This is a genomic window from Xanthomonas sp. WHRI 6108, from assembly GCF_040202385.2.
Taxonomy (GTDB): domain Bacteria; phylum Pseudomonadota; class Gammaproteobacteria; order Xanthomonadales; family Xanthomonadaceae; genus Xanthomonas; species Xanthomonas arboricola.
This window is the reverse complement of sequence record NZ_CP168198.1, coordinates 2476378-2498432: the sequence shown is the minus strand read 5'-3', so window position 1 is coordinate 2498432 and position 22055 is coordinate 2476378. Positions and strand designations below refer to the sequence as shown.

Here is a 22055-nt window from a genome sequence, read left to right as displayed (position 1 = left end):
GCGTTTCCAGGCGATCTCACGCCTCGCTGCGTACCGCGCGCGTCGGCAAGATCAGGCGTTCGATCAGGTCGACCAGGCCGGGTGGTTCCACCGGCTTGCCCATATGCGCATCGAATCCGGCGACCACAGCGCGGTCGCGGTCTTCTTCGCGCACATAGGCGGTGAGGGCGATCGCAGGGATGTGCCGCGGCAGGTCGGCGCGGCCGGAGCGCACCGTGCGGATCAAGTCGTAGCCGTCGCGCACCGGCATGGCGATATCGCTGACCAGCACGTCGAAGGGCGTGTCTGCCAGGCATTGTTCGGCCGCTTCCACCGAGCCGGCCGCCTGCACCTGCGCGCCGGCAAGCATCAAAAACTGCACCACCGCCTCGCGCGAATCCTGGTCGTCGTCGACCAGCAGCAGGCGCACGCCATCCAGGCGCCCGAGACAATCACTCGGCAGCGGACCGACCTGCAGCGACCCGGCCGACGCGGGACGCAGATCGCTGACCCCGTGCTGGAACGGCAGCACGATGGTGAAGGTCGACCCCTTGCCTTCGCCCGCACTGGAGGCACCCAGGCTGCCGCCGTGCAGATCGACCAACTGGCGCGAGATCGACAAGCCCAGCCCCAGCCCGCCCACGCGCCGCGTGGTGCCGGCATCGGCCTGCCGAAAGCGGTCGAACACATGCGGCAGGAACTCGGCCGCAATCCCGATGCCGGTGTCCTGCACGCACAGTCGCAGCCGTTCGTCCTCGATGTCCAGCGCCACCCGCACCGTTCCGCCGGGTGAGGTGAACTTGAGCGCATTGCTGAGCAGGTTGGACAGCACCTGCTGCAGCCGCCCGGCATCGCCGAAGAACCACAGCTCGCCCTCGCCGGGTGCATCCAGTTCCAGCGCGATGTCGCGCGCCAGTGCAGACGGCTGCATCAACTCCACCGTACTGCGCATCAGTCCTGCGATATCGAAGTGCTCTGCCTGCAGGCGGATCTTGCCGGACAGGATCGCACTCATGTCGAGCAGGTCGTCGATGATCTGCGTCTGCGCACGCGCACTGCGTTCGATGATGATCAGGCCCTTGCCCAGATTGGCCGGCTCGAACACCTCCGACTGCATCAACCGCGACCAGCCCAGGATGGCATTGAGCGGCGTGCGCAATTCGTGGCTGAGCGTGGCCAGGAACTCGTCCTTGACCCGGTTGGCATGCTCGGCCTGGCTGCGTGCGACAGTCTCGGCCTGCAGCGATTGCTTGAGCTTGGCATCCACGCGCGTACGCTCGATGACGATGCCGGCCAGATGCGATGCAGAGCGCGCCATCGCCTGTTCGCGCAGCGAGGGCAGGTGGACGCGGTCGTAGTAGATGTTGAGCGTGCCCAGCACTTGGCCGTTGCTGTCCAGGATGGGCGTCACGCAGCAGGCGACGATGCCCAGCGCCGCCGAAATCGCGTGGTGGTCGCTGAAGCTGGGGTCGGCCTGGATGTCCTCGCAGATCACCTGCTGACCGAGATAGGCCGAGCGCGCGCACGGCGGCCCGTTCGGCCCGATCGGCGAGGCTTCGAAATGCCCGCGGTACTCGACCGGAAAATGCGGCGCCGAGCCGAAGCTCAGCATCTTGCGTACGTCATCCAGCACCATCACCGCGCAATACAGCGCAATCTCGCCACGCGCTTCCACGCTCGCTGCGATGGCGTCCAGCACCACCGGCAGCGGCGCGCCGGTGGTGATCAGGCTCAGGATGGCGCGATCGGAGGCAGTTTCATCCTCGATCAGCTTGCGTTCGGAGATATCGGTCAGCGAACCGATATGGCCGAGGAAGCGTCCGTCGCTGGCGAAATGCGGCGACGCGGTATCGATGCACCAACGGTATTGCCCGTCGTGGCGACGTACGCGGTACTCGGCCAGGAACTCGCCTCGCTGCTCCAAGGCCTGGCCGAATGCGTGGCGCACGCGTTCGGCGTCGTCCGGATGCATCACATCCCACCAGCCCTGGTCCATTGCCTGGTCTTCGGCCTGCCCGGTGAAGTGGTACCAGCGCGGATTCCAGTATACGCAGTCGCCCTGCGCATCGGCCATCCAGATCATTGCCGGCACCGTCTCGCACAAGGCGCGGAAGCGCACTTCGCTTTCGCGCAGCTGTTGCTCGAACGCACGGCGGTCATGGATATCGGTGTAGGTGCCGATCCACTCGCTGATGCTGCCGTCGTCGCCGCGCACGGGCAGGGCACGCGCCAGATGCCAGCGCCGCTGGCCATCGTGGCGTTGCAGCTCGCACTCCATTTCGTAGGCGCGTTCGCCCTCGATGGCCAACGCCCAGGCCTGCGCAGACAGCTGCAGGCCATCGGCGGTGTGTGCCTGATGCCACGCGGCGGTCTGGTGGTCGGCAGGATCCAGTCCGGTGTATTCGTACCAGCGCCGGTTGAAGTAATGCGGCTCACCCTCCGGGTCGGCAATGAAGATGATCTGTGGCAGCGTATCGGCCAGTCGGCGTAGCCGCGCCTCGTTGGCGGCCAGTTGCTGCTGCGCCTTGGCGCGTTGCATGGATTCCCAGCAGCGCGCCGCAACCAGGCGGACCAGCTCGATCTCGGCGGACAGCCAGCGCCGCGGTGCGCGCTGATGCACGCCGATGGCCGCGACCAGGCGGCCGTGTTTGTGCAGCGGAATCGCCAGCGACGCGCGCAGGCCGGAGCGGCGGTACTGCTGCGCCACGTAGTCCGGTGCGCCGGGCGCCATCGCATCGGTGGTGAACCAGGGGCGATTCTCCAGCAGGGCGTCGCGCAGGCCCTGTGCCACTTCCAGCGGAAAATCGCCCTGCAGGCTAGGCATGTCCTGCACATGGTCGCTGATCACGTGCATGGTTCTGCCGTCGGCCGCCGCCAGGCCGAACGCGCAGCGATTGACCTGCAGATGCTCGCCCAGCAAGCGCACGCTGGTATCGATGATCTGACGCGGATCGGAAACGTTTTGCAGCGCGTCTTCGAGCGTCAGCAGGAAACTGTCGCGACTTGCCATGCTGCGTTGCTGGGTGACATCGAATCCGTGCACCAGGATCGCGTCAATGCGGCCGTCGCGCTCGCGTATCGGCTGATACAGGAAATCCACGAAGGTCTGATCGAGCGCATTGCCGGGCGTGCGCTGCAGATAGGCGGACATCGACTCGCCGATGAAGGGGCGGCCGCTGCGCCGCACCTCATCGAGCAGCTCGAGATAGCCCTGGTCTGCGACTTCCGGCATCGCCTCGAGCAACGGACGGCCGAGCAACGGTCGCTGGCCGACCAGCTCGTGGAAGCGTTGGTTCGCGCTTTCGATGATGTAGCCGGGTCCCCGCAACACCGCCATGAAGGCCGGCGACTGGTCGAGCGAAGGCGACACCGCTGCGGGCGCGGACTCGCGACGGGGCGGCCCTGCAGCAGGGGCGGGCGTGCCGGCGACATACAGCATGCCCAGAGGTTTGCCGGCCTGCAGCACCGGGCTGCAGGACCACGTCGACAGCGTCAATGCTGCACGCGCATCGGCATCGCTGTGGTTGGCTTCAGCGCCGTCTGCAAGTTCCGCCAAGGGTTGGCCGAATGCTGCCGGGTGGCGTTCACCCAACAGCGCGGCGCAGGCATCGTTGTAGATGCAGCGCGACTGCTCGCCCCAGACCAGCAACATTGGCGCCTGTGCATGCAGGCACAGCGAAAGCGTCGTGCGCAGCGCTGGGCTGTCGCGTAGCAGCGGGTCGGCGGCGCATGCGGACGATGCCAGCAACAGCCCGGCTGTCTCGCACGTCTCCGGCAACAGACCGGCAAACGGCGACACGGCGATATCCATTGGTGACCTGCCCATCATGCCTGGATGCACGATTCTAGTGGCAAGCGGGCCGTGATCGAGGGGGTGTGGCAGCCGGCGCGACCGCGCGATGAGCCTACGTTAAGCGCAGCAGGCGGGCGGTCTGCAGGTGTGGCTGGCGATGAATGAGGGCATCGGCCGGGCCCGCATGCTGGCGACCCAGGGGCTGGTCGGAGCTTTCAGCTGGCGGCGCCGCTCAGTTGCCGTGCCCTGGCCAAAGCGCTGATCAGTTCGTCTGACAAATAGGGCTTGGTCAGGATCACGCCGCGCTCGAAGCCGCTGGGGATGGTGCCACTGGCAACACCGGTCGCCAGCACGAACGGAATCCCGAGCTCCGACAGCAACCGGGCGACCGGCTCGCTGGTCTCGCCATTGCCGAGGCGGTAGTCGAGCACTGCGATCTCCGGCGCATCGGCCTGGATCAGGGTCAGCGCTTGCGCAACTTCCCCGACCGGACCCAGCACCACTGCGCCAGCCTGGACGAGCTGCAGATCGAGCAGCATGGCATTCATCTGGTCGTTCTCGACCACCAGCACCCGAACTCCACGCAACACCGACATTGCTTACTCCTTCACCTAAGTCGGCCAGTATATCGACACTGCTCCACCGCAGCGCTGACGCCATTGCTTGCAGCTGAATTCGTCAGGCGCGTTGTGACACTGTTCGTTTCATGCGCAAGTCGCTATACTGCGCGGCCACGCCGAAGTGGCGGAATCGGTAGACGCAGCGGATTCAAAATCCGCCGCCCTTAAAAGCGTGTGGGTTCGAGTCCCACCTTCGGCACCAGGATGTAGCAGTACAAGCAAAGCCCTTCTGGCGACGGTCAGAGGGGCTTTTCTTTTGTGCGCTCGAGAATCGCCGCAACCGGCGAACGTTGGCAGCTGCTGCATCGTCGCGCCTGAGTATGCCGTCAGAAATAGAGCATTTTGCCGTGGACGTGGCGCAGCTGCTGATGCAGCGGCGTCACCTTTCTTCACCGCATGGCGGCGTGTTCCATTGCCGCGCATCGATGATGCGTGGTCGCTGAAAATTCCGGCGAGATGAGCGTGGGTTGCTGGTACACGCCTGTAGGCACGCAGCCATCACGCGCGATGCGTACCTTGGAAAGCTCTTTTCAAGCAGGTGGCTTCCCATGGATTTCGATTCTTCGCAGCAACTGCGCATCTTGCGCGACATCCATGACACCAGGCCGGTCGCCGACGAAGAGGCCAACTGGGCAGTGCGTGCCGGCTATGCGACCCAGGCCGAAGACGGCGACATCGATCTCACCCACGAAGGCCGCAAGGCGCTGGATGTCGGCCAGACCTGATCCGTCGTTGTGCGGATTCGTTCGACGCGCAACCAAGCTGTGCGCGTTCCACAATCGATGCGCGCGTGTGTGTGGATGGACTGACAGGATGCGCGCGTATCGTGTCGCCACGCCTGCATGCGGTGGAACAGGGTACCGCTGAATTTCAGGCAAAAAAAAGCCCCGGCAGTGCCGAGGCTTTCGGATGATTGGCGTCCCCACGGGGATTCGAACCCCGGTGTCCACCGTGAAAGGGTGGTGTCCTAGGCCTCTAGACGATGGGGACGCGTATCAAAACCTGGTTGTAGATTCCAGACGGCCTATGTCGGGAATTTGGTGGAGCCAGGCGGGATCGAACCGCCGACCTCCTGCATGCCATGCAGGCGCTCTCCCAGCTGAGCTATGGCCCCACGATGCTGCGAGCCGGCAATCATAGCGACATCGATGGCGCTTGGGAAGTGGTGTGTGCAAAAAAGTTTGCACGACCGATTCGCCAGTAGCGGGAGCAGCGTGGCGCATGCCTTCGCGAGCAGTTGATGCGTGCGCGCGTCGCAGGTCGACCGGATGCGATGTCGTCTGTATGGACGATTGTCTGGTCGCGCAGTAAATGAAGGCGTCGTGGTGGTGGCTTCTTTCGTACGTCGGCAAGCTGCAACAGTCTGCGCGGACGACCAATCGACATTGCAAGCGTGTGCGTTCTCCACCATCGACATGTGTGCGGCTGTGCCGGCAACGGCAGGTTGGGGTCGGGCCGCATTGCAATGATGCGAAGCCGTTGCGTCATCGTCTCAGAAGATCGAGATGCCACCACGAGCGTCGCGTGCAGATAACCGCGCGTCCAATCGATGCTGAAAAACACGCAAAAAAAAGCCCCGGCAGTGCCGGGGCTTTCAGATGATTGGCGTCCCCACGGGGATTCGAACCCCGGTGTCCACCGTGAAAGGGTGGTGTCCTAGGCCTCTAGACGATGGGGACGCGTATCAAAACCTGAGTTGTCACCCTGACGGCCTAAGCCAGGAGTGGTGGAGCCAGGCGGGATCGAACCGCCGACCTCCTGCATGCCATGCAGGCGCTCTCCCAGCTGAGCTATGGCCCCACGAAACTGAGAACGAAATGATAGCGGCCTGTTAATGTTCGCGCAAGTGCTTTTTCATTTCGCATGAGACGCAGCGTGCGCGGGGCACGCTGCGCATCGGCAACTCAGTTGACGCCGTGCAGGTCGCGCAGCTGCGTCTGTCGAGCACCGAAGTAGGCGGCCAGGTCGGCGATGTCCTGATCGCTCAGCGCAGTGGCCTGCGCCGTCATCAACGGGTGCTGGCGATCGCCGCTGCGGTAGGCCTGCAGAGCATGTGCAAGATAATCGCCGTACTGGCCGCCGAGCTTGGGATAGCTGGGGTCGATGGGGGCATTGCCGTCGGCGCCGTGGCAATCGACGCAGCTCTGGCCGGTGGCCTTGCCTTTCGCGTGCGCCAGCTTGTCGCCGGCGTCGGCGCGCCCGGTCGGCAGGCCGGCAGACGAGCCGGAGCCATGTTCGCCACTGGCGTGGCCGGCATCGCCGGCGGAATGATCGGTGGACTCGACCTGGGATTGGGAGCAGGCCGCCAACATCAGGGCAGCGACCAGGGCGATGGCTAGACGCGGAGCGTGCAGGGCGTTCGGCATGTGGGCGCTTATTTGAGGGTGGACAGGTAGGCGGAGATATCGGCGATGTCCTGCTCGGAAAAGCTCTGCGCCTGCGCTTGCATGGTGGGATGCTTGCGTTTGCCCTGGCGGTACTCGGTCAGCGCCTGGGTCAGATACTGGCTGGACTGGCCGCCGATCTTGGGCACGCGATAACTGGGATAGGCGTTCTTGTAGCCGGTGACGCCATGGCAGCCCTGGCAGGTGTAGGCCAGCAAGCGGCCGTTGGACGGATTGCCGGTGGGCGCTGCGGGTGTAGCCACTGCCGCGGCGGGCGCAGGGGTGGCGGGTGCGGCTGGCGTGACTGACGGTGTCGCTGATGCGCCCCCAAACGGCAGGAAGACGACCAGAGCGAGACAAGCGGCGAGCGGCTGCGGGCGCATGGTTTCGTATCCGGAAGACTGATTGAACGTCCGCACGTGGGGGCGTGGCGGAACCGCTCCGAGTATGCCTGCGATTTGGCGTGGCGCAAACGGGGTGAATACGCGAACTTGAACAGACCATGACCTTTGGCGCATTGGCGACATGATCGTTCTGGTGGTCTACTTGCCTACAACACCTGTTCACGCATCCACTAGGACACGACGATGTCGCCACTCTCCTTCCTGCCGGGCCGCAGCGGAACCTGCGCCGCTGCATTGTTGATCACCACGAGCCTGTTGCTGGGCGGCTGCAAGGCGGGAGATGGCGAGGCCAAGGCCGCCGAGAAGAAGAAAACCGTCGATGCGGTGCCGGTGGAAATTGCCAAGGCCGCACGCCGTGCGGTGGCGGCCAGCTATACCGGCACCGCCGCCCTGGAGCCGCGTGCCGAAGCGCAGGTGGTGGCCAAGACCTCCGGCGTTGCATTGGCGGTGATGGTGGAAGAGGGCCAGAAGGTGTCCGCGGGTCAGGCCCTGGTTCGCCTGGATCCGGACCGTGCGCATCTGGCGGTGGCGCAAAGCGAAGCGCAGCTGCGCAAACTGGAGAACAGTTACCGCCGTGCCACCCAGTTGGTGGGGCAGCAGCTGGTCAGTGCCGCCGATGTCGACCAGCTCAAGTTCGATGTCGAAAACAGCCGCGCGCAGCATCGCCTGGCATCGCTGGAGCTGTCCTACACCACGGTGCAGGCGCCGATTTCCGGGGTGATCGCCTCGCGCTCGATCAAGACCGGCAACTTCGTGCAGATCAATACGCCGATCTTCCGCATCGTCGACGATTCGCAGCTGGAAGCCACGCTCAACGTGCCCGAGCGCGAACTGGCCACGCTCAAGTCCGGCCAGCCGGTGACCTTGCTGGCCGATGCCTTGCCCGGTCAGCAGTTCATCGGCAAGGTCGACCGCATTGCGCCGGTGGTGGATTCGGGCAGCGGTACCTTCCGGGTGATCTGTGCGTTCGGCCAGGGCGCCGAAGCGCTGCAGCCGGGCATGTTCGGGCGCATCCGCATCGACTACGACCAGCGCAAGGACGCGTTGGTGATCCCGCGCCTGGCGCTGCTGGACGATGGCGAGCCGGCGGTGTTCGTGGTGCGTAACGGCAAGGCCAGCCGGGTGCCGGTGAAACTTGGTTATGCCGAAGGCCCGTGGCTGGAAGTGCGGCAAGGGCTGAAGGAAGGCGACCAGGTGGTGACCGCCGGCAAGGTGGCACTGCGTGATGGCACTGCGGTGCAGGTCATCGGCCAGCCCGACCGCAAGCCGGTTGCCGCTGCGGCACCGGCAGCCGGCAGCGACGGGAAACGCTCATGAGCGAGCACGGCAACCCGCACGCACCCGTGCACGACCCGCATGCCCCCTTGCCCGGCGGCGGCGGTCTGGTGGCCTTCGCCACGCGGCGGCGGGTGACCATCGCGATGATCACCGTGACCATGCTGCTGTTCGGGCTGATCGCGTTGCGCAGTCTCAAGGTCAACCTGTTGCCGGACCTGAGCTACCCCACGCTGACCGTGCGCACCGAATACACCGGCGCGGCGCCGGCGGAAATCGAAACGCTGGTGACCGAGCCGGTGGAAGAAGCCGTCGGCGTGGTCAAGAACCTGCGCAAGCTCAAGTCGATCTCGCGCACCGGGCAGAGCGATGTGGTGCTGGAGTTCGCCTGGGGCACCAACATGGACCAGGCCAGCCTGGAAGTGCGCGACAAGATGGAAGCCCTGTCGCTGCCGCTGGAAACCAAGCCGCCGGTGCTGCTGCGCTTCAATCCATCCACCGAGCCGATCATGCGGCTGGCGCTGTCGCCCAAACAGGCGCCGGCCTCCGACAACGATGCGATCCGCCAGCTCACCGGGCTGCGTCGCTACGCCGACGAAGACCTGAAGAAGAAGCTCGAACCGGTGGCCGGCGTGGCCGCGGTCAAGGTCGGCGGCGGGCTGGAAGACGAGATCCAGGTCGATATCGATCAGCAGAAACTGGCGCAGCTCAACCTGCCGATCGACAACGTGATCACCCGGCTCAAGGAGGAGAACGTCAATATCTCCGGCGGCCGGCTGGAAGAAGGCTCGCAGCGGTATCTGGTGCGCACGGTCAACCAGTTCGTGGATCTGGACGAGATCCGCAACATGCTGGTGACCACGCAGAGCAGCAGCGGCAGCGCCGCGGAAGCGGCGATGCAGCAGATGTATGCGATCGCCGCGTCCACCGGGTCGCAGGCGGCGCTGGCCGCAGCGGCCGAAGTGCAGAGCACCTCGTCGGCGTCCAGTAGCAGCATCGCCGGCGGCATGCCGGTGCGATTGAAGGATGTGGCCGAGGTGCGCCAGGGCTACAAGGAACGCGAGGCGATCATCCGCCTGGGCGGCAAGGAAGCGGTGGAGCTGGCGATCTACAAGGAAGGCGACGCCAATACCGTGTCCACCGCCGCGGCACTGCGCAAGCGGCTGGAGCAGTTGCAGGCGACCGTGCCCGGCGATGTGGAGATCACCACCATCGAGGACCAGTCGCACTTCATCGAGCACGCGATCAGCGACGTCAAGAAGGATGCGGTGATTGGCGGCGTGCTGGCGATCCTGATCATCTTCCTGTTCCTGCGCGATGGCTGGAGCACCTTCGTGATCAGCCTGTCGTTGCCGGTGTCGATCATCACCACGTTCTTCTTCATGGGCCAGTTGGGCCTGAGCCTCAACGTGATGTCGCTGGGCGGGCTGGCACTGGCCACCGGGCTGGTGGTGGACGACTCGATCGTGGTGCTGGAAAGCATCGCCAAGGCGCGCGAACGTGGCCTGAGCGTGCTGGATGCGGCAATCGCCGGCACCCGTGAAGTCAGCATGGCGGTGATGGCGTCCACGTTGACCACAATCGCGGTGTTCCTGCCGCTGGTGTTCGTCGAGGGCATCGCCGGGCAGCTGTTCCGCGACCAGGCGCTGACCGTGGCGATCGCGATCGCGATCTCGCTGGTGGTGTCGATGACGCTGATCCCGATGCTGAGTTCGCTCAAGGGTGCGCCGCCGATGGCATTCCCGGACGAGCCCAGCCAGCCGCAGTGGCAGCCGCAGCAGCGCTGGCTCAAGCCGGTGGCTGCCGGCCGGCGCGGGGCCGGCGCGAGCGTGCGCTACGCGTTCTTCGCGGTGGCGTGGGCGGTGGTCAAGCTGTGGCGCGGCATCGCACGGGTGGTATCGCCGGTGATGCGCAAGGCCAGCGACCTGGCGATGGCGCCGTATGCCCGCGCCGAGCGTGGTTATCTGGCGATGCTGCCGGCGGCATTGCGGCGGCCCGGCCTGGTGCTGGGACTGGCGGCCGCCGCGTTTATCGGCACCGTGTTGCTGGTGCCGATGCTGGGTGCGGATTTGATTCCGCAGCTGGCACAGGACCGCTTCGAAATGACGGTGAAACTGCCTTCCGGCACGCCGCTGGCGCAGACCGACGCCCTGGTGCGCGAGTTGCAGCTGGCGCACGACAAGGATCCGGGCATCGCCTCGTTGTATGGGGTGAGCGGCAGCGGTACGCGGCTGGACGCCAACCCCACCGAGAGCGGCGAGAACATCGGCAAGCTCACCGTGGTGATGGCCGGCGGCGGCAGCCCGGAAGTGGAAGCGGCGGCCACCAGGCGGCTGCGTAGCAGCATGGTGGACCATCCGGGAGCGCAGGTGGATTTTGCACGGCCGGCATTGTTCAGTTTTTCCACGCCGCTGGAAGTGGAGCTGCGCGGGCAGGATCTGGGCGAGCTGGAACGTGCCGGGCAGAAGCTGGCGGCGATGCTGCGGGCCAATGGCCATTACGCCGACGTCAAGTCGACGGTGGAAGAGGGCTTCCCGGAAATCCAGATCCGTTTCGATCAGGAACGCGCCGCTGCGTTGGGCCTGACCACCCGCCAGATCGCCGATGTGATCGTCAAGAAGGTGCGCGGCGATGTGGCCACGCGCTACAGCTTTCGCGATCGCAAGATCGATGTGTTGGTGCGTGCGCAACACAGCGACCGCGCCAGTGTGGATGCGATCCGGCAGCTGATCGTCAACCCGGGCAGCAGCCGGCCGGTGCGTCTGGCGGCGGTGGCCGCGGTGGTGGCGACGACCGGGCCGAGCGAGATCCATCGCGCCGATCAGACCCGCGTGGCGATCGTCTCGGCCAGCCTGCATGACATGGATCTGGGCGGCGCGGTGCGCGAGGTCGAATCGATGGTGCGCAACGATCCGCTGGCCGCCGGCGTGGGCATGCATATCGGCGGGCAGGGCGAGGAACTGGCGCAATCGGTGAAGTCGCTGTTGTTCGCCTTCGGTCTGGCGATCTTTCTGGTCTATCTGGTGATGGCCTCGCAGTTCGAATCGCTGCTGCATCCGTTCGTCATCCTGTTCACCATTCCGCTGGCGATGGTCGGCGCGGTGCTGGCCTTGCTGATGACCGGCAAGCCGGTGTCGGTGGTGGTGTTCATCGGCTTGATCCTGCTGGTGGGGCTGGTGACCAAGAACGCGATCATCCTGATCGACAAGGTCAACCAGCTGCGCGAGGAGGGCGTGCCCAAGCGCGAGGCCTTGATCGAAGGCGCGCGTTCGCGCTTGCGGCCGATCGTGATGACCACGCTGTGCACCTTGTTCGGCTTCCTGCCGTTGGCGGTGGCGATGGGCGAGGGCGCCGAGGTGCGCGCGCCGATGGCGATCACCGTGATCGGTGGGTTGCTGGTGTCCACGCTGCTGACCCTGCTGGTGATCCCGGTGGTGTACGACCTGCTGGACCGTCGCGCCGATGCGTACTACCTGGAGCGTGGCGGGCGCACGGCCGGCCAACGTGCGCAGGCGACCGGTAACTCCGACGGGCTGGAGGCGCTATGAGCGTTGCCGCCTTCAGCATCCGTCGGCCGGTCACCACCATCATGTGCTTCGTCTCGCTGGTGGTGGTGGGGCTGATTGCCGCGTTCCGGCTGCCGCTTGAGGCGCTGCCGGACATTTCCGCACCGTTCCTGTTCGTGCAACTGCCGTACACCGGGTCCACCCCGGACGAGGTGGAACGCAACCTGGTCCGGCCGGCCGAAGAGGCGCTGGCGACGATGACCGGCATCAAGCGCATGCGCTCGACCGCCACCGCCGATGGCGCCAATATCTTCATCGAGTTCTCCGATTGGGACCGCGACATCGCCATCGCCGCATCGGATGCGCGCGAGCGGCTGGATGCCATCCGCGACGATTTTCCGGAAGATCTGCAGCGCTTCCACATCTACAAATGGTCCAGCAGCGACGAGCCGGTGCTGAAGGTGCGCCTGGCCAGCCAGACCGACCTGACCGGCGCGTACGACATGCTCGACCGCGAGTTCAAGCGGCGCATCGAACGGATTCCCGGCGTGGCCAAGGTGGAGATCTCCGGCGCACCGCCGAACGAAGTGGAGATCGCCATCGCGCCGGACCGGCTCACCGCGCACGACCTCAGCCTCAATGATTTGAGCGAGCGCCTGGGCAAGCTCAATTTTTCGGTGTCGGCAGGGCAGATCGACGACAACGGCCAGCGCATTCGGGTACAGCCAATCGGCGAATTGCGCGACCTGCAGGAACTGCGCGACCTGGTGCTCAATGCCAAGGGGCTGCGGCTGGCCGATATCGCGCAGGTGCGGTTGAAGCCGACGCGGATGAATTACGGCCGTCGCCTGGACGGGCGCCCGGCGATCGGGCTCGACATCTACAAGGAGCGCAGCGCCAACCTGGTGGATGTGTCCAAGGCGGCGTTGAAGGAAGTCGAGGACATCCGCGCCGAACCTGCGATGCGCGATGTGCAGATCAAGGTGATCGACAACCAGGGCAAGGCGGTGACCTCGTCGCTGGCGGAACTGGCAGAAGCCGGCGCGGTGGGCCTGTTGTTGTCGATCACGGTGCTGTTCTTCTTCCTGCGCCACTGGCCATCGACGCTGATGGTGACGCTGGCGATTCCGATCTGCTTTGCGATCACGCTGGGCTTCATGTACTTCGTCGGCGTCACGCTCAACATCCTGACCATGATGGGCCTGCTGCTGGCGGTCGGCATGCTGGTCGACAACGCGGTGGTGGTGGTGGAAAGCATCTACCAGGAACGCGAGCGCATGCCCGGTCAACCGCAGCTTGCGGCCCTGCTCGGCACGCGCAGCGTGGCGATCGCGCTCAGCGCCGGCACCTTGTGCCATTGCATCGTGTTCGTGCCGAACCTGTTTGGCGAGACCAACAACATCAGCATCTTCATGGCGCAGATCGCGATCACCATTTCGGTGTCGCTGCTGGCCTCGTGGCTGGTGGCGATCAGCCTGATTCCGATGTTGTCGGCGCGCATGAAGACACCGCCGATGGTGAGCTCCGAGCGCGGCGTGATTGCGCGGCTGCAGCGGCGTTATGCCAAGGTGCTGGCATGGACGCTGGCTCATCGTGGCTGGAGCGTGGCCGGCATCGTGTTGGTCAGTGCGATCAGCCTGGTGCCGATGAAGTTGACCAAGGTCGACATGTTCGGCGGCGATGGCGGCAACGAGGCTTTCATCCAGTATCAATGGAAAGGCTCGTACACGCATGAGCAGATGGGTGAGGAAGTGGGGCGGGTCGAGCGTTACCTGCAAGCCAATCGCGACAAGTACCACATCACCCAGATCTATTCGTGGTTCAGCGAAGCGGAAGGCGGCAGCACCACCGTGACTTTCGACGCGGGCAAGGTCAAGGAGCTGCCGGCGTTGCTGGAACAGATCCGCAAGGCCTTGCCGCGCTCGGCGCGTGCGGACTACAGCATCGGCAACCAGGGTGATGGCGGCAGCGGCAATCAAGGCGTGCAGGTGCAGTTGGTCGGCGATTCGACCCAGGCCTTGCAGGCCCTGGCCGACGATGTGATGCCGCTGCTGGCGCAGCGCAAGGAATTGCGCGACGTGCACGTGGACACCGGCGACCGCACCAGCGAGTTGGCGATCCGGGTCGATCGCGAGCGTGCGGCAGCCTTCGGGTTCAGTGCCGAGCAGGTGGCAAGTTTCGTCGGTCTGGCGTTGCGTGGCACGCCGTTGCGCGAGTTCCGCCGCGGCGACAACGAGGTACCGGTGTGGGTGCGCTTTGCCGGCGCCGAACAGAGCAAGCCGGAAGACCTGGCCAGCTTCACGGTACGCACCAAGGATGGCCGCAGCGTGCCGTTGCTCAGTCTGGTCGATGTGCAGATTCGCCCGGCCGCCACCCAGATCGGCCGCACCAATCGCCAGACCACGCTGACCATCAAGGCCAATCTGGCCAGCAAGGTCACCGTGCCGGAAGCACGCGCGGCAATGGAAAAGCCGCTCAAGGCGATGAGTTTCCCCGCCGGTTACAGCTATACCTTCGACGGCGGCGATTACCAGAACGACGGCGAAGCGATGGGCCAGATGGTCTTCAACCTGGTGATCGCGCTGGTGATGATCTATGTAGTGATGGCAGCGGTATTCGAATCGCTGCTGTTTCCTGCGGCGATCATGAGCGGCGTGGTGTTTTCGATCTTCGGGGTGTTCTGGCTGTTCTGGATCACCGGCACCTCGTTCGGGATCATGTCATTCATCGGCATCCTGGTGTTGATGGGCGTGGTGGTGAACAACGGCATCGTGATGATCGAGCACATCAACAACCTGCGCCGCCGCGGCATGGGCCGCACGCAGGCCTTGATAGAAGGCTCACGCGAGCGCTTGCGGCCGATCATGATGACGATGGGCACCGCCATCCTGGCGATGGTGCCGATCTCGCTGACCAGCACCACGATGTTCAGCGATGGCCCGCCGTACTTCCCGATGGCCCGCGCGATCGCCGGCGGACTGGCGTTCTCGACGGTGGTGAGTCTGCTGTTTCTGCCGACGATCTACGCAATTCTCGATGACATGAGCAACGGCGCAGCCGCGCTGGTACGACGTGCGCGCGGCGTGCCGACGCCGTCGGCAAGCGTTGCGCTGGAATCGTGAGCCGCCAACCCTGCTGAAGTTTCCCTGGCCTAAGGCACTCACCAGCGCACTGAGGCCCTGAGTGACAAGGCGCAAAGCCACTCTCCCGGTGGGGCGAGAAGGCACGGCTTACGCGCCATGGACGCGCGTGCCTTGGATCTACCGCGCCGCAAGCGTGGGCCGGGAGCGGGGTTGGGGTGAGGGTACGGTTTCTCTTCCGGGGCACTGCCAAGCACGCGGCTGTGTTTCGCTGGCTTTGGTGAGGGCGACAGCGCGTCCGCGGACTGGCTCCTCGGCTCGGTCAGACATCCTGTCTGACTCGCCGCCGCGGCACATCCCTGTGCCGCTCTCCGCCAATCCCCGGCCACGCTGCCGCCTCGGCGAGTCGTTTCCGTGACGTTGAGCGACGAAAAACGACAGCCGATTCAGTGGTCGATTTTGGTGCCAATCATCCGCCAAGGTCGCCGCACGTCTTCTGGACCTTCGACTTCGTAGCTCTCTGACAGACCGCCCAGATGCCAAGTACTCAGAAGTGCGCGGTTCCAGTGCTCTCAATCCGCTGCCTTCAAGAGGGATGCGAAGAGGCCTCTGCCCCAATAGCCGAGGCAACGATCAAATCCTAGGTCGAGCATGCCCTGCGGCAGTGGCTGCTCTCCGTTCCGCCAACACAGGAACATTCGAGAGTGGTCCGCGGGCGCCGGGGCAGGACCTTACACGACATGGCGCGTGTAAGAGCCCCCATGGATGGGTTCACGGCGTGTCCTGCCCGGCGCCCGCGGGCCGCTCGCACGCATGAAACAAGGCGCCTGCCAGCAGCCTTTCCTCAACCAAAGTGAAAGCGCCAGCAAACCGGGCTTTCCTCATTCAAAACCAAAGCCCCAGCTGATCAGCTTTCCTCAGCTGTCCAGCTTTCCCGGCAACCTGGGTTCCAAGCCGCTGGATACACTGGCCAGAGAATCAGCCCGCGCGTACCTGCCGCACGATCGCCGCCGCCTTGGCCGAGCTCTCCTTGACCTTGTCCCACTGGCCCTGCGCCAGCCAGTCCTTGGGCACCATCCACGAGCCTCCGATGCACAGCACATTCGGCTGCGACAGGAACTCGGCCGCGTTGGCCTCGCTGATGCCACCGGTGGGGCAGAGCTTGAGTTCGGACAGCGGGCCGGCTAGGCCCTTGAGCATCTGCAAGCCGCCCACGGCAGTGGCCGGGAACAGCTTGCACACGCGGAAGCCCAGGCCCATCAGGGTCAGCAGCTCGGTCGGCGTGGCCGCGCCGGGCACGGCGGGGATCGGCGCATCGGCGAGCAAGCGCGCCAGCGGCGCCGGCGTGCCGGGGGTGACCAGGAAGTCGGCACCGGCATCCACCGACTGACGCAGTTGCAGCTCGCTCAGCACGGTGCCGGCGCCGATCACGATGTTGGGCAGCTCGCGCTTGAGCATGGCCAGCGCTTCGATCGCGACCGGGGTGCGCAGGGTCAGTTCGATCGCGGGCAGGCCGCCTTCGAGCAGCGCATCGGCCACGCGGCGCGCCTGGTCCAGCGTGTCCACGGTGACCACCGGCAGGATGCCGGCATCGCGCAGCAGCTGTTCGGCGGTGTTCTGGGTCTGGGCAATCGTCATTGCAACTCCGTTAGACGGCGACCGCGAGGCGGTCGCGCAGAGGGAAGGGGAATCAGGCGTCCTTGGACTCGTGCGGTGCGGCGGCGGCGGCTGCATCGGCACCGAGTTCGTACTCGGCGTCGTAGCTCCACAGCGCACCGTCCGGACGGGTCGGGCCGCAGGAAATCGAGATAGCGCCCTGGTCGGCCGGGCCAACCACCTGGCGGTTAATGGCGAACAGGTTGCGCCCCAGGTCGTTGCCCGCCACCGAGGTGTTGGGTGCGACCTCGCGCGATGCCCACTCTTCGGCCGAGACCAGCACTTCCAGCGTGCCAGCTTCGCCGTCCAGGCGCACGATGTCGCCTTCGCGCACACGCCCGATCGGACCGCCGCGTGCGGCTTCGGGCGTCATGTGGATCGCCGCCGGGAACTTGCCCGACGCACCGGACAGACGGCCGTCGGTGACCAAGGCCACGCGCCGACCCTGGTTCTGCAGCAAACCCAGCAACGGCGCCATCGAATGCAGTTCCGGCATGCCGTTGGCACGCGGGCCCTGGTAACGCAGCACCACCACGAAATCGTGCGGCAGCACGCCGGCGGCGTGCAGCTTGTTGAGCACCTGCGGCGTGTCGATCACCACTGCCGGCGCTTCGATCGTACGGTGCTGCGGCTTGACTGCCGACAACTTGATCAGCGAGCGGCCCAGGTTGCCGCGCAGCAGGCGCAGGCCGCCCTGCGATTCGAATGCGGCGCTGACCGGCCGCGCCACGCTGTCGTCGGCGGTGGTTGCAGTGCCGGGCACGTAGACGACCTTGCCGTCTTGCAGGCGCGGCTCGTTGGCATAGGCGCGCATGCCGCCTTCGACCACGGTGGGCAAGTCGTCGTGCATCAGCCCGGCGTCCATCAGCTCGCGGAACACGAAGGCAGTGCCGCCCGCGGCCTGGAAGCGGTTCACGTCGGCTTCGCCGTTGGGGTAGATGCGGGTCAGCAGCGGCACGGTCTGCGAGATCAGATCCATGTCGTCCCAGGTCAGCACGATGCCGGCCGCACGCGCCACCGCAATCCAGTGGATGGTGTGATTGGTCGAACCACCGGTGGCCATCAGCGCGACCACGGCATTGACGATGGCACGCTCGTCGATCAGGCGACCGAACGGACGGAAGTCCTGGCCCAGCGCAGAAATTGCCAGCGCACGCGCGGTGCCCTCACGGGTCAGCGCATCGCGCAACTGCAGCTCCGGGTTGACGAACGAGGCACCGGGCAGCTGCACGCCCATCGCCTCGAGCAACACCTGGTTGGAATTGGCGGTGCCGTAGAAGGTGCAGGTGCCGGGCGAGTGATACGAGGACGACTCGGCTTCCAGCAGTTCGGCGCGGGTGGCTTCGCCGGCGGCGTAGCGCTCGCGCACTTCGGCCTTCTGCTTGTTCGGAATGCCGGGCGTCATCGGGCCGGCCGGCATGAACAGCGCCGGCAGATGCCCGAAGGCCAGCGCGCCGATCAGCAGGCCCGGCACGATCTTGTCGCACACGCCCAGGTACACCACGCTGTCGAACATGTCGTGGCTGAGGCCGATCGCCGCGGCCTGGGCAATGTTGTCGCGCGAGAACAGCGACAGCTCCATGCCGGCGCGGCCCTGGGTCACGCCGTCGCACATCGCCGGCACGCCGCCGGCCACCTGCGCGGTGGCACCGAGCGTACGCGCGGTGTCGCGGATCAGCTGCGGGTAATGCTCGAACGGCTGGTGTGCCGACAGCATGTCGTTGTAGGCGGTGATGATGCCCAGGTTGGGCGTGGCCGCACCGCGCAGGCGCGACTTGTCGGTCGGCTCGGACGCGGCGAAACCATGCGCCAGGTTGCCGCAGCTCAAACGGCTACGGAACGGACCCTCGCGCAGGGCGGCATCGAGACCGGCCAGATACGCCGCGCGCGACGGCGCGCTGCGCTTGCGGATACGGTCGGTGACAGCTTGGATGTTCGGATGCAGGCTCATTGGCTACCGGCTATGAGAAACGGGGAAGGTAATCACGCTGTTCTTTTCGTAGATACCCGCACATGGATGTGCGGGCTCTTGCGAGGGACTCGCACTCACGCACACCAATGAACCCGCAATTTCGGGCCCGGCGGCTGCAGCGCCACGCGGATCGGATACTCGCTGACATCGTCACCAGCCAATGCAGCCTGCAGCACGTCCAGCTTCTGCTTGCCGCGCAACAGCAGCAGGCGGGTCGGGATGGCGGCCAGTCCGGCCGGTGTCAGCGTGATCCGCAGCGGCCACTGATTCGCGCCGGGGCAGCCGGTGGCATCCAGCGACGCGTACGGCTGCGGGCTGGACAGTGCCTTGCTCAGGTCGGTCGAGCCCGGAAACAGCGAGGCGGTGTGTCCGTCGCCGCCCATGCCCAGCACCGCCAGACACGCAGGCTCGGCGTGTCTGGCCTGCAGGTTCGCGGTGTGCACGCACTCGGGCAACTGCTTGCCCGGGCGCACCAGCGGGATGAAGGTCGCCGCCGATGCGTGAGTCAGAAAGCTGTGATTGACCAGCCAGGCGTTGCTGTCCTGATCCTGCGGCGAGAGCCAGCGCTCATCGACCAGGCCCACTTCCACCCGCGACCAGTCCAGCGGGCGGTGGGCGAGGGATTCGTACACCGGCGCCGGGGTGGTGCCGCCTGACAGCAGCATGCGCGCCTGGCCGCGGCGCGAAATCTCCTGTTCCAGCAGGTCGGCCATTTCGCTGGCCACCGCCTCGGTCCATTCGGCCGGGTCTTCGTAACGCACCAGTGTGATGCGCGGATTGTCCTGCAGGTTCATCGCTGCTCCCCTGGATGCTGACGCTGCGCATCCACCGCATAGGCGGCGGCGCCGAGCAGGCCGGCATGCGGGTGCATGACAGCCAGCGATGGCACCCGCGACATGATCGCGGAGAAGCGTCCCTTGTGTTCGAAGCGCTGGCGGAAGCCGGAATGCTGCAGCGAATCCAGCACCTTGGGCACCAGCCCGCCGGTGAGGAATACGCCGTCCCAGGCGCCCTGCATCAACACCATGTCGCCGGCGATCGCGCCGAAGATGGCGCAGAACAGATCGATGGTGCGCGACGAGCGCGGGTCGCCCGCCGCCGCACGTGCGGTGATGTCCTTGGGCTGCAGCGGGCCCGGGTCGACCCCGGCGATCTCGCTGAGCGCGCGATGGATGTTGACCAGGCCCGGGCCGCAGATCAGGCGCTCGTTGGAGACCCGGCCGAACTGCTCGGAAAGGATCTCCAGGATGCGGATCTCCTCCGGCGTGCCGGGCGGGAAGCTGACGTGGCCACCTTCGGTTTCCAGCGGAAAGCAACGCCCGTTGCGGATGATCAGCCCACCCACGCCCAGCCCGGTGCCCGGGCCGATCACGCCGTAGTTGCGCGGCTGATCGATCGGCGCCGGCCGCCAGCTGGCGCCGCCGACCTGCACCACGTCCTGCGGGCGCAGCAGGCTGATCGCCATGGCCTGCGCGGCGAAGTCGTTGATCAGGTGCAGGGTGCTGAAGCCCAGCATCGCCGCGGTGCGCGAGCGCGAGATCACCCACGGATGGTTGGTGATGCGCGCCTCGTCGCCGTCCACGCGGCCGGCCACGGCGAACACGCCCTGGGTGGCCTGCACGCCGATCTGGTCGAGGTAATAGCGCGCGGCTTCGCCGAGCGAACCGAAATCGACCACCGCAAATTCGCGCGAGGTGTCATCCAGCAGCGGCACCGAGGCGTCGACGTCGGCCAGCGCGAAGCGCGCATTGGTTCCGCCGATATCGGCAACCAGCACCGGCTTGGAAGGGGCGGTCATGCGGTGTGTCCCTGTGCGTCGGTGGCCGGGGGCAGGAAGGGCGCCGCGGCATCGGGGCCCCAACTGCCGGCCGGGTAGGGCTGCAGCGGCAGCTGCGCGTCTTTCCACGCATCGCTGACGCTGTCGATCCACGACCAGGCGGCCTTGACCTCGTCGTCGCGTACGAACAGCGCCGGGTTGCCGTTGAAGGCATCCACGAACAGGCGCTCGTAGGCGATGCGGCGGTGCAGGCCGGTCGGCACCGACAGTTCCAGTTCCAGCGGCTGCAGTTCGATCGCGCCCCATTCCGGGCCGGCCAGGCTGCTCATCAGGCCGAGCTCGATGTTTTCCTGCGGCTGCAGTTGGAAGGTCAGGCGGTTGGGCACCGCGTTCTGCCGGTCCGGGCGCTCGAACAGCCAATGCGTCACCGGCTTGAGCGTGACCACGATGCGGGTGGAACGCTCGGCCAGACGCTTGCCGGTGCACAGGTGGAACGGCACCCCGGCCCAGCGCCAGTTGTCGATATGCGCGGTCACCGCGACGAAGGTTTCCACGTCACTGCCTTCCGGCGGGTGATAGGCCTGCGCCGGCTGGCCGTTGATGCTGCCGGCGGTGTAGCGGCCACGCACGCTGTCGTGGGCGGCATGCTCGGCGGTCATCGGGCGCAGGGCGCGCAGCACCTTGACCTTCTCGTCGCGGATGCGATCGGCTTCCAGCGAGGCCGGCGGCTCCATCGCCACCAGGCACAACAACTGCAGGATGTGACTCTGCACCATGTCGCGCAGCGCGCCGGAGCGCGCGTAGTAGGCATCGCGCCCATCCACGCCTTCGCTCTCGGCCACCAGGATCTGCACCGACTCGATATAGGTGCGGTTCCACACCGCTTCCAGCAACGTATTGCCGAAGCGCAGGGCGATCAGGTTCTGCACCGCCGCCTTGCCCAGGTAGTGGTCCAGGCGGAACACGCGGTCTTCGTCGATCAGCGCGCCGATCGACTGCAGGATCTCGCGGGCGCTGTCCGAGTCGTGGCCGATCGGCTTTTCCAGCATCAGCCGGTGCGGCGCAGCCAGCGCGCCGCCCAGGGCCAGGCCCTGGCAGGTGCTGATGTACAGGCCCGGCGGAATCGCCAGGTAGCTCACGCACTGGCGGCTGGCCAGCTCGCGTACGGCATTGGCCACCGACTCGGCATCGCGCAGATCCACCGAGCGATAGTCGACCCGCTGCAGCAGCGTTTCGATCTGCTCGGGCGTGGCGATCGGCAGCGCGGCGGCCAGGCGCGGGCGCAGGACCTCGCGGAACGCCTCGGTGTCGTGCGGCGACAATGCCAGCGCACGGATACGGAAATCCTCCGGCAGCAGGCCATCGACGAACAATCGCAGCAGGGACGGGAAGAGATAGCGCTGGGCGAGATCGCCGGTGGCGCCGAACAGGATCAGGGTGTTGTGCATGGACCGAATTTCAGATTCTGGAGACATCGTGATCAGCAGCTGGTCGGAAAGGCGCCGGACAGCCGGCGGTCGGTATGTCTGTTCCTGAGCGACACTGGCGTGCGCGCAGCGGGGGATGGACGCGCACGCCCAATCCCCGATTGTTGCAGCAAGTGGCCGTC

Annotated in this window: 13 protein-coding genes and 5 tRNA genes; 5 read left to right on the top strand and 13 right to left on the bottom strand. The window is 66.0% G+C overall.

Annotation, left to right across the window (positions count from 1 at the left end):
- Window positions 1–16: 16 nt before the first annotated feature.
- Entirely contained in the window at window positions 17–3316 is a 3300-nt protein-coding gene (locus ABQ039_RS10460) for a PAS domain S-box protein (protein ID WP_374057863.1), read from the bottom strand.
- Between the two features lie 671 nt (window positions 3317–3987).
- A complete protein-coding gene (locus ABQ039_RS10455) occupies window positions 3988–4368 on the bottom strand; it encodes a response regulator (RefSeq protein WP_046342825.1) in 381 nt (126 codons plus the stop codon).
- A 139-nt stretch (window positions 4369–4507) separates the two neighbouring features.
- Here ABQ039_RS10455 and ABQ039_RS10450 point away from each other — a divergent pair.
- Together ABQ039_RS10450 and ABQ039_RS10445 are read left to right on the top strand one after the other, a co-directional pair.
- Window positions 4508–4594, top strand: a tRNA-Leu gene (locus tag ABQ039_RS10450).
- Window positions 4595–4940: 346 nt separating this feature from the next.
- Entirely contained in the window at window positions 4941–5117 is a 177-nt protein-coding gene (locus tag ABQ039_RS10445; protein WP_166771333.1) for a hypothetical protein, read from the top strand.
- A gap of 189 nt (window positions 5118–5306) precedes the next feature.
- On the opposite strand, the gene ABQ039_RS10440 is transcribed toward ABQ039_RS10445, so the two are convergent.
- The 6 genes from ABQ039_RS10440 to ABQ039_RS10415 all read right to left on the bottom strand — a co-directional run bounded on the left by ABQ039_RS10440 (window position 5307) and on the right by ABQ039_RS10415 (window position 7159).
- Window positions 5307–5382 (bottom strand) — tRNA-Glu (locus tag ABQ039_RS10440).
- A gap of 48 nt (window positions 5383–5430) precedes the next feature.
- A tRNA-Ala gene (locus ABQ039_RS10435) sits at window positions 5431–5506 on the bottom strand.
- A gap of 489 nt (window positions 5507–5995) precedes the next feature.
- Window positions 5996–6071, bottom strand: a tRNA-Glu gene (locus ABQ039_RS10430).
- Between the two features lie 45 nt (window positions 6072–6116).
- Window positions 6117–6192: transfer RNA gene (locus tag ABQ039_RS10425), tRNA-Ala, on the bottom strand.
- Between the two features lie 104 nt (window positions 6193–6296).
- Window positions 6297–6758, bottom strand: a complete 462-nt coding sequence (locus ABQ039_RS10420) for a cytochrome c (RefSeq protein WP_160955148.1) — start codon at window positions 6756–6758, stop codon at window positions 6297–6299.
- Between the two features lie 8 nt (window positions 6759–6766).
- The gene (locus ABQ039_RS10415; RefSeq protein ID WP_046342823.1) at window positions 6767–7159 is read right to left on the bottom strand and encodes a cytochrome c; all 393 of its coding nucleotides are present in this window, start codon (window positions 7157–7159) and stop codon (window positions 6767–6769) included.
- A gap of 204 nt (window positions 7160–7363) precedes the next feature.
- On the opposite strand from ABQ039_RS10415, the gene ABQ039_RS10410 reads away from it, so the two are divergent.
- From ABQ039_RS10410 to ABQ039_RS10400, 3 genes are read left to right on the top strand one after another with little or no spacing between them, the layout of a single operon-like run.
- Complete coding sequence (locus ABQ039_RS10410; RefSeq protein WP_349777779.1) at window positions 7364–8497, top strand: efflux RND transporter periplasmic adaptor subunit; 1134 nt, start codon at window positions 7364–7366, stop codon at window positions 8495–8497.
- Window positions 8494–12003: an efflux RND transporter permease subunit gene (locus tag ABQ039_RS10405; RefSeq protein ID WP_349777780.1), complete on the top strand. Its 3510-nt coding sequence runs from the start codon at window positions 8494–8496 to the stop codon at window positions 12001–12003. The genes ABQ039_RS10410 and ABQ039_RS10405 overlap by 4 nt, the downstream gene beginning before the upstream one ends.
- Window positions 12000–15083 carry an efflux RND transporter permease subunit gene (locus ABQ039_RS10400; RefSeq protein WP_184609468.1) on the top strand — a complete coding sequence of 1028 codons (3084 nt, stop codon included), beginning with the start codon at window positions 12000–12002 and terminating at the stop codon, window positions 15081–15083. The genes ABQ039_RS10405 and ABQ039_RS10400 overlap by 4 nt, the downstream gene beginning before the upstream one ends.
- Window positions 15084–16019: 936 nt before the next feature.
- Here the strand turns inward: ABQ039_RS10400 and ABQ039_RS10395 are convergent.
- From ABQ039_RS10395 to zwf, 5 genes are all read right to left on the bottom strand, one after another.
- Entirely contained in the window at window positions 16020–16679 is a 660-nt protein-coding gene (locus ABQ039_RS10395; protein ID WP_016902600.1) for a bifunctional 4-hydroxy-2-oxoglutarate aldolase/2-dehydro-3-deoxy-phosphogluconate aldolase, read from the bottom strand.
- A gap of 52 nt (window positions 16680–16731) precedes the next feature.
- Entirely contained in the window at window positions 16732–18648 is a 1917-nt protein-coding gene (edd, locus tag ABQ039_RS10390; protein ID WP_024938694.1) for a phosphogluconate dehydratase, read from the bottom strand.
- A gap of 95 nt (window positions 18649–18743) precedes the next feature.
- The gene (gene pgl, locus ABQ039_RS10385) at window positions 18744–19463 is read right to left on the bottom strand and encodes a 6-phosphogluconolactonase (protein ID WP_054592947.1); all 720 of its coding nucleotides are present in this window, start codon (window positions 19461–19463) and stop codon (window positions 18744–18746) included.
- Window positions 19460–20467: a glucokinase gene (gene glk, locus ABQ039_RS10380; protein WP_016902597.1), complete on the bottom strand. Its 1008-nt coding sequence runs from the start codon at window positions 20465–20467 to the stop codon at window positions 19460–19462. The genes pgl and glk overlap by 4 nt, the downstream gene beginning before the upstream one ends.
- Window positions 20464–21894, bottom strand: a complete 1431-nt coding sequence (zwf, locus tag ABQ039_RS10375) for a glucose-6-phosphate dehydrogenase (RefSeq protein WP_016902596.1) — start codon at window positions 21892–21894, stop codon at window positions 20464–20466. Before zwf ends, glk begins: the two co-directional genes overlap by 4 nt.
- Window positions 21895–22055: the final 161 nt, after the last annotated feature.